General features: G+C 60.5%; 9 protein-coding genes. 4 read left to right on the top strand and 5 right to left on the bottom strand.

Features of this window, described 5'->3' with window-relative positions; translation table 11 throughout:
• Positions 1-93: 93 nt before the first annotated feature.
• The 4 genes from QFZ57_RS21230 (at position 94) to QFZ57_RS21245 (ending at position 2,625) form a co-directional block, all read left to right on the top strand.
• Positions 94-324 carry a hypothetical protein gene (locus QFZ57_RS21230; protein WP_306901893.1) on the top strand — a complete coding sequence of 77 codons (231 nt, stop codon included), beginning with the start codon at positions 94-96 and terminating at the stop codon, positions 322-324.
• A 487-nt stretch (positions 325-811) separates the two neighbouring features.
• Entirely contained in the window at positions 812-1,036 is a 225-nt protein-coding gene (locus tag QFZ57_RS21235; protein ID WP_306901894.1) for a hypothetical protein, read from the top strand.
• 271 nt (positions 1,037-1,307) lie between these two features.
• Positions 1,308-2,165: a prephenate dehydratase gene (locus tag QFZ57_RS21240; RefSeq protein WP_306901896.1), complete on the top strand. Its 858-nt coding sequence runs from the start codon at positions 1,308-1,310 to the stop codon at positions 2,163-2,165.
• Positions 2,166-2,499: 334 nt separating this feature from the next.
• Entirely contained in the window at positions 2,500-2,625 is a 126-nt protein-coding gene (locus QFZ57_RS21245; protein WP_306901897.1) for a hypothetical protein, read from the top strand.
• Positions 2,626-3,188: 563 nt separating this feature from the next.
• Here QFZ57_RS21245 and QFZ57_RS21250 read toward each other — a convergent pair.
• The 5 genes from QFZ57_RS21250 to QFZ57_RS21265 form a co-directional block, all read right to left on the bottom strand.
• A complete protein-coding gene (locus QFZ57_RS21250; RefSeq protein ID WP_306901899.1) occupies positions 3,189-3,500 on the bottom strand; it encodes a hypothetical protein in 312 nt (103 codons plus the stop codon).
• A 20-nt stretch (positions 3,501-3,520) separates the two neighbouring features.
• Positions 3,521-4,216, bottom strand: coding sequence for a C2 family cysteine protease (locus QFZ57_RS21670; protein WP_373461330.1), 696 nt, complete (start codon positions 4,214-4,216; stop codon positions 3,521-3,523).
• 356 nt (positions 4,217-4,572) lie between these two features.
• On the bottom strand, positions 4,573-4,833 hold the full coding sequence (locus QFZ57_RS21255) for a hypothetical protein (RefSeq protein ID WP_306901901.1): 261 nt from the start codon (positions 4,831-4,833) through the stop codon (positions 4,573-4,575).
• A 14-nt stretch (positions 4,834-4,847) separates the two neighbouring features.
• On the bottom strand, positions 4,848-5,459 hold the full coding sequence (locus tag QFZ57_RS21260) for a hypothetical protein (RefSeq protein WP_306901902.1): 612 nt from the start codon (positions 5,457-5,459) through the stop codon (positions 4,848-4,850).
• Positions 5,456-8,043, bottom strand: a 2,588-nt coding sequence (locus QFZ57_RS21265; protein ID WP_306901904.1) for an FtsK/SpoIIIE domain-containing protein, incomplete at its 5' end; no start/stop codon positions are given. The genes QFZ57_RS21260 and QFZ57_RS21265, both read right to left, overlap by 4 nt.

The following is an 8,043-nucleotide window of genomic DNA, read 5'->3' on the forward strand; positions in this document are numbered from 1 at the left end:
GCAGGTAGTCATCACTTCTGGACGTCATCAGGTTCGGATACCAGAACTCGCTGTGAATCACCCGTCCCTGCTGCAGGACTCAAGAAGGACTTCATGATGCCAACGTCTTCCCAAATTTTCGACGGGAAAGGGATTGGACCCGGAGATGAGATTGAGGTGCTCGATGACGGGCTAGTCATTGCACGTGGAGCAATTGAAGACCTGGCCTCGGATCAAAGCATGGTCCTGCTCAAGCTCTCCTACGGGAGAGGTAGACGAACATACCGCCGCGAGGACGGCTGGCAGGTCCGGACTTTCGCCGAGAATCATGAAGGCCAACTGTGACGACCGACAGTTTTTGCCTGCAGTTTCAGAGCGAAACGGCCAATCAGGGTGCACCCAAACCTGACGTCAATGGGTGCCTGACGTGGGAGGACTTAGCCTGCAGACGGAGCTTTCTCTTGTTCTTCGACGTCGACCCAGTCACCACCCGTGACATAGCTACCCATCGCCCCCATCGAATTCGCAAAGTCCGGATTCCTTCCCCTCGGGGTATCAGGGTGGGATCTGAGAGGATTCACACAGGAAGAAGTCATAGACTCCGTCCGCAGCGGCAGCACCGAGATCGGGCTGGCGGGCTCACCCAATCCGAGTGCCTGGCATTCGCGTGCTGGAGCTGGAGCGCCAGCCTTTGATTCTGATCGTGAACCCCCACCGGTTACCGGCTGATTGCCAGCCAACGGGGGCTCCTGATGCGCTGGCTTGTCGATGATGCTTTGGCCCCGGGGGCGACGTCGAAATCGTCGTTGAGGTCGCGCATCGAACGTCCGCCTTGCCGCTGGTCCTAGCCGGCGTCGGCTATGCTGTCATGCCCTCCTCATGGGCGCCTTTGGCCCACAAATCCGGGCTGCGGACCCTCCTGATCGAGCCCGTCTCCCACCTCCATGTGGCCATTCTGAGCCGCAAGGACGACGGCCTGCATCCGCAGGAGGGCCACTTCGTGCGGGCCATGGATTCCCAGTCTTCGTTAGTAGTCTTTCATCCGGGGGTCCTGTAAAAGTGGTGCGGATGAAGTTGCGTTGATGGGAGACAGCTTGTCAACGTCTAGGAGAACAGCGGCGTCCGGCGGGTTCGACGCGGGGATACTCAAGTACTTGCCGACAACAAACGCCAGGCTGTCCGTTAGCTGAGGTCGGGGCAGCGCCACGCGCACGTTCCACTGCGTTCCACCCCAACTAAGTAGCGCTGGTGTCGTTTTGAGGGGTTCAAACGACACTTAGCGCTACTTAGTTGGGTCTGCGGGCGCCGGGCGTGAAACCATACGGATCATGGTCCAGAAGATTGCGTACCAGGGTGAGCCCGGCGCCAACTCCAATATCGCGTGCAAGCAGATGTTCCCCGAGCTGGAAAGCGTGCCGTGCGCAAGTTTTGAGGACGCGTTCGAGCTGGTGTCCAGCGGCGAAGCGGACCTGGCCATGATCCCCATCGAGAACTCCATCGCCGGCCGGGTGGCGGACATCCATATCCTGCTGCCCCAGTCCAGCCTGCAGATCGTGGGAGAGTTCTTCCTGCCTATCCACTTCGACCTGCTGGGCATCCCGGGCAGCACTATTGAGGGCGCCACCGAGGTGCACAGCCACATCCACGCCCTGGGCCAATGCCGGAAGCTGATCCGCGAGCACGGCCTCAAGCCGGTCATCGCCGGTGACACCGCAGGCTCCGCGCGGGAAGTGGCCGAGTGGAACGATCCCCGCAAGCTCTCCCTCGCTCCCCCGCTGGCCGCGCAGATCTACGGCCTTGAGGTGCTGGCCTCCCGGGTTGAGGACGACCCCTCCAACACCACCCGGTTCGTCGTCCTGGCCCGCGAAACGGAACTGCCGGCACGGGACGAACTTCCCGGACCGGCAGTCACCAGCTTTGTCTTCCGGGTGCGCAACGTCCCCTCAGCCCTGTACAAGGCGCTGGGCGGCTTCGCCACGAACGGCGTCAACATGACCCGGCTGGAAAGCTACTTGGTGGGCAACGAGTTCACCGCCACCATGTTCATGGCCGACGTCGAAGGCCACCCCGAGGACCTGCCACTCAAACTTGCCCTCGAGGAACTTAACTTCTTCACCACCGAAGCGCGGATCCTTGGCGTGTATGCAGCCGCCGACTACAGGACCGGTCAGACCGTCAACGCCTGACCGCCCTACATAACAGACTGGCGGTCCCGCGACTCTGAGGAAGACGCCAAACACTTCTCACTCGGCAACCGCGCCCGCACCGTCTTCTACACTCCCGAAGTGCTCTGCCGCCCCAAGGAACTCCTGGCAGAAATCCACCGCTCACAGGGCCGGATCGCGTCCTGCATCGATGGCCATCTCCACCGAGACGACACAACAACCCCCGCATCATGAATGGCACCACCAAACTTGTCGAACTGCTGATCATCGACGAAGCCGAACGCCTCACCCCAACCGCCCTGGAACTTCTCCGCGAAGATCACGACCACACCCGCCAGGGGACACCCTCATCAGCATGCCCGGCATCGACCAACGCTTCCGCCACTACCCCCAGCTCTACAGCCGCCTCGGCTTTTCCCACCGCTACCGCCCGCTCGGCTGGGACGAACTCTTGTTCGTCCTCGACCGGCACCGGAAATGACTCGGCAGGACCCTGGCCCCGGACAACCAAAGCTGACGTCATAACCATCTGACAAGGGAGGACGTGCCCTCGGGGTGGAGCTTCCAGTTATTCTCTGAACCCTCTTACGAAATCCTGGAACTTAGCCGCCCACAGCTCCAACGGCGGTTCACAAAGTCGAGGTCTTCCGTTGACGGAATCGAACGAAAGCAACAACCTGGGCGCGAAATCGAACGCCGCACTTGGCAGTCCGAAAAACGGCCACCGTTCCCGCGTCGAGTAGCAGCTAGCCCGCCGTTAGCGGCAAGACCCCGCATGCCCAATGCCTATGCCTTTGACCAGGCCAGATACGGACAGCATCGGCCCGATCGCCATGAGGAAGAATCGCCCATGGGCATGACCGCGCGGCTAGTCTCCTTTCGTCAGGCGAGCAACTAGTGGTTTAGATGAAGTACACCCCAACCTGACGTCGGGCAGGGGGAAAAGCTCGTCAGAATAGGGTCCGGAAAGCAGTTCCTGCACGTGTCCGCTGAAGAGTCTTAGACTCCAAGCTGACAGTCGATCCGGGCTCGGTTCGTAGGGGGTTACATTTGGGATGGCCCGTCATCTGATCGGGTAAGCGGCGTGGGCGTTACGCGTTGAATTTTGGCCACCACCTGCCCCGAGCCGGTGCCGGGCGCGGAACCGGGCAGCTCAGCCGAGATAGGCGCGAGTTCTAGAAGTTTGTACGTGTCCCCGCCTATGGTGATCAACTCTCCAAGTGCATAAATCCTCGGCGAGGCTTCATTTCCGTTTGCCACAATGCCGAGGTCAACCCCTTGGCTTGTTGAGCCAAGGATGAAGACCTGCGCGTTTCCGACCATATTTGGGATGCCAGCTAGAAGTTCGATGGTCATAGTGTTGATGCCTTTCGTGCTCAGCAAGTGTCTATTCGCCAGAATAGTTCCCGGAAGGTACCGATAGACATGGGCTTCGGGTGAAACTGCCCCCAGGGATTATGAAGATGTACGTTGCGGTCGGCGTCAATTCCTTTCACTGCGTAGGCGTGGGCGCCTTGGTAAACGACTTGATATTCGCGGGCGAGGGCAGCGTTACTTCCGGGTGGCCCGCTGCAGGTCGCCACCGTTGGTCGACCGGAGGAAATAACGGAAGCGAGGTCAGATTCGTCGAGGGTTGCGGTTTCTATGGTTCGTGTCTCTCTTCCAGTGATCCACTGCAGTGCGGCGCTCGGCCAACCACCTTCTCCCAGCTTGTCGTAACCGCCGAGGTGGCCCGCGTATGCCTTTTCTAAATGTCCTACCCAGGAGCTCCCGTCGGGTGTTGTGCCATAGATGTCACCGCTTCCATCTGTGGGGAGGGTGTCCTCGTGGCTATCTGCGCCGCACGTGATGCGGCCATCAGACGCTCGGCGCGTGAGGCTCTTCCGGAGGGTCCCAGACTCGGTCCCGGCTACGGCGCAGAGGCTTGCGATCAGGAAGCAGTCACAAAGCTGTCCCTGCTGGGCGGAGCCGTAACCGAAGGGGACATCTCCAAAGAGAGGGCGAGTGCTTACGTCCGAGTAGGCGATCCCGGCGGGAAGGGACGGTTCCGGTGATCTCGCTGGAATATCCATCGGGTCTCCGCCTGTACCCGAGGCTGTGTCGGCCGCGGCGGCCCCTTGCCTTTGGAGGAAGCCCCTGCCGGCGATCGCGGCCTGATGGAGCTGCTGAGCAGCTTGGAAGACTGCTCGTTGGGCGGAATGAAGTGCGGCGGCGGTTTCGCGCCCGTCGCCGCGTGACGTTGCGCGCGTCACTGACGCTGCATGAGACGCGGCGGCGTTTAGATGGCGTGCCTGCTGTACAAGCTCGGCAGCATGTCGCTCGGCATCTAGGGTTATGGCTTCGAGTGAGGTCAGCACATCTTGGAGACTGCTCACGAGAAGTTCGCCACTAGTAAAGGTTCCTTGTTCTGTCCTATCCCGGGAGCGTGCTAGAGCTGAGCGGCAAACTTGCTTGCGGACTGCGACGCCTGCTGCAGCGCCGTGATCGCGGCATCGAGCTGCTTCTCAGCGGCTTGGAGTGTCTGGATCATCTCTTTGTCCGCGCCTGAGGCCGTGCCGCCTATTGTTGCCGAGACTTGGTTGGTTGCCTGGGAAAATTTCGACTTGAAACCAGCAAGGCCTGATGCTGTGGACTTGGCGTCCGTGGAGATGCTGGTGAGCTGCTGCTTGACGGAACTGAGCTGGGACATTTTGTTCTCCTTAATTACGTGTTGAGGCTAAATACGGTTAGGACAATAACGAGCGCTAGCACGAAACCTCCGGAGCACATCCCGAGGATAAGACGGCGCTTACGGACTGCGGCTTGGTGCTCAGTACGCCGCGCTGCCTCAGCGGCAGCCTCGCGTTCAAGGCGGAGCTTCTGCTGGCGTGCCTGAAGTGCCTCGTTGGCCTTCCGCGCGGCTCCGGCACGGTGCTTGGCGTTGTCCTCAGCGCGCTCTGCTGCGGCCTTTGCCTCGCGCACCTGCGCGTCGACGGCGGTGACCGCCGCGACGTGGTCATTGACCGCACGCTTCAGAGCCTGCTCATCGCCCTCCACCTCGCTTTCGGCACGCACTTGGGAGGGGAGGATGACGCTGTGTTCTTTAAGGGAGCATACGGCACCGTCGTAGCGCGCCTGCGCATTCTTGAGGAGTGAGGCCAGTCGAGCGCTTTGGCGTTGGAAAATATCGTCAGCAGCTTTGTGGGCCTCGTCGGAGTCGCGCTTTGCGTCCGCCAGGCCCTTAGTTACTTGGTCGGGGACGGCTAGAAGGGCAGTTAGGGAAGCTTCATAGCCTGCGAATAGCTCAGCGGCCGCCTTGGACGTTTGAGGGCTCATGGTGAGACCTCCCATTCCGTCTTGCCTAGCTCGGTGGTGTCCCGGGCGATGAGCGGAGAGAAGGGAATCACCGTGGTCGGCTCGGGAAGTTGCGTGCGGTCGGCAAAGAGTCCGCGGTTGTCCCGCACCGACCAGGTGACGAACGGCGAGGACAGGAGTTCTTGGACTGTGCTTTGGTCGATACGGAGCATAAGCATGGCGTCGATAAATCCCTCGCCTCCGAAACCTATATGCGACTTGAAGGTTGCTGCATTAGCCCACCAACCGAGTAGGTGGGTTCGTGTCGCAGGACCAGTCCTGAGTATTTGTTGGAGATCTTCGGACGGCCGGTGGGAGAACATATCGGGGGTGTCAAGGGTTGTGGCCCGGTCAAGACCAAAGCCCAGGAGGTACTTCGGGGGCGCGTTGTTATCCCTTGTTTGGACCTCGGACGCAAGTTCTTGGAGAAATCCGGCCATTTCATCACGAGTGACCCGTTCCACCGGATATCCGATCGTGGTCATCGCATCGAGCCAGCGATGATGATTGTTGCGTTTGAGAGTTGCGCCATCAAGAGCTTCGAGGCTTATAAACTCGGCAGTTCCCTCGGGATGCTGGAGAGCGAGTGAAAGCGCAGCGGTGTGAAGCACGCCAATCGCGTTGTTCACTGGCTCATCGCCTGCTGAGACTTGCCTCACATCTTCCCCAGAGCCAAGGATAGCTAAATTGCGCCCTGGCTCGGCTCCAAAGGAAACAGTAAGAGTTTTGCTGGAGACACTGATCGGGTATCCAATCAATGCGGCCGGCGCGCCCTGATTCGCTAGAGCTCTACGGCGAAGGCCACGAAGGGCGGGCACGGCGTCTGTTGCTCTGATCCTGCGGCTGCCGTCGAACACGACCGGGGCCTGGACCCGGGAGCGTGACGCTTCCCACCAACCATGGCGTAGTTGGGCTAGTTCTTGGTCATCTGCGCCTGCTACGACAACCTGACGGTTGGAGTCAATGTGGCCGTAGTCGAGGTTGAGAACGGCCTCGCCACGAGCGCGGAGACGTGCCGCCGCATCATTCCCGCTGCCCAGCGTGGCGAAGGACTCCTGCACGGCGTTCTTCAAGGCAAGGCGGATGGGAAATTGAGCGAAAATGCCGCCCTCGCGCGCCATCAGGGCCGCCATACCTGAGATGGTTTGAGACGCGAGGATCAGATGGACCCCGTATGACCGGCCTCGTCGGGCGATTGCTTCGAGCAATTGGGCGGCCGCCTCGGAGGTCTTGTCGTTGGGTTCGAATAGCATATGGAATTCGTCGATGACTACGACGATGCGAGGCATAACGGCATCCGGCACGGCGGCACGGTATCGGCTGATGCTGTCGCCATATGGTCGGAACAGCTTTGCACGGCGCATGAACTCTCCCTCGATGTGGCGGAGCACTGCCAGCCCAAAGTCGCGGTCACTTTCCAGTCCGAGAACGCGGGCGTGGGGAAGGAAATCAGGTGCACCCGGAGTGGGAGCCATGGGGTAAAGCGTGACCCCCTCCTTGAAATCTAAAAGGTACAGTTCCAATTCCTCGGGAGAATAGCGCTGGGCAAGGCTGTGGATAATGACCTTGAGGAGGTTCGACTTACCCTGCCCGACAGCTCCGGTAATGAGTATGTTGTGGCGCTGGTCTTGCTCGTCACCGAGCATGACTGTCACAGTGGATGGTCCTAAAAGGCCGAAGGTGAACTCGAGGCGATCGGCGCTAGACGACGTCCAGGTAGGGTTGAGGGGTTGGACCCGTGTGAAGGGTATCCGTGGCGCAGAGGCGTTGCTCGCGTTGGCGGCTAATTCGTCCACACGCTTCACCATCGTGGTGGCATCGTCCCCGGCGAGCCGTACGCGGAACTTGGGATGGGTTGTCCAGCGTAGCCCTTCATCATCCTGACGGAGCACGCTGCCGAGCGCGTGCATGTCGTTCTCTCGCCACCAGTCCGGCCTGATCTCGCCGGCGGGCGGTAAAACGAAGACGAAGCTGAGGCCGGCGTCCGGCCCGGCTTTGGCAAGAGCCATCACCTGACGGTGCAACTGCTCATCCATGTCCGAGGGATAGTCAAAGAGCACCGCGAGGCGGTAGCGCTCTACGGGATGCCCGGCTGAGCGCCGGAAGTCGACAAGCGAACCGCTGACCCCGCGGAGGGTTTCGTTGACGCGCTGGACATCTGCTACCAGTTGTTGGACGGTGCTATCGAGCTCTGCAGGGCGATTGAGTACTTGGAGGCTCTCATCCGAGACTCTGCGAAGTGCACTGAAGGGGGCGAGTACCGACCTTAGCTTCGGGTCGTACCCGATGATATCCAGCTGCCCGGGCGCAGTGCCACGGAGGGCTTCCCACACGATGCACTCAACGAGGCGCCGCGAATCAGCGTGGTCCGCCTCGATTACGATATTGCCGCGACCGATCAGGGGAACGACAAGAGGAGCCTCTATTTCCGTGTTTACGCCCATCGGTGCCCCAGGGGTGGAGAGTTTACCGAGAGTAATGTATTCAGCGACGTCAAGGGCCGCTGTGCCGCTAGAAGAAAGGGAATTCGCAATGTCGCGGGCGCGGAGGCTGTGCTCTGTCACAG

Source organism: Arthrobacter sp. B1I2, assembly GCF_030816485.1.
Taxonomy (GTDB): Bacteria; Actinomycetota; Actinomycetes; order Actinomycetales; family Micrococcaceae; genus Arthrobacter.

Excerpts from the sequence above, each read along its gene's own strand:
- QFZ57_RS21245 (WP_306901897.1), top strand. The coding sequence starts at position 2,500 with ATGCCCGGCATCGACCAACGCTTCCGCCACTACCCCCAGCTCTACAGC.
- QFZ57_RS21255 (WP_306901901.1), bottom strand. The coding sequence starts at position 4,833 with ATGTCCCAGCTCAGTTCCGTCAAGCAGCAGCTCACCAGCATCTCCACG.
- QFZ57_RS21230 (WP_306901893.1), top strand. The coding sequence starts at position 94 with ATGATGCCAACGTCTTCCCAAATTTTCGACGGGAAAGGGATTGGACCC.
- QFZ57_RS21670 (WP_373461330.1), bottom strand. The coding sequence starts at position 4,216 with ATGGATATTCCAGCGAGATCACCGGAACCGTCCCTTCCCGCCGGGATC.
- QFZ57_RS21240 (WP_306901896.1), top strand. The coding sequence starts at position 1,308 with ATGGTCCAGAAGATTGCGTACCAGGGTGAGCCCGGCGCCAACTCCAAT.
- QFZ57_RS21260 (WP_306901902.1), bottom strand. The coding sequence starts at position 5,459 with ATGAGCCCTCAAACGTCCAAGGCGGCCGCTGAGCTATTCGCAGGCTAT.
- QFZ57_RS21250 (WP_306901899.1), bottom strand. The coding sequence starts at position 3,500 with ATGACCATCGAACTTCTAGCTGGCATCCCAAATATGGTCGGAAACGCG.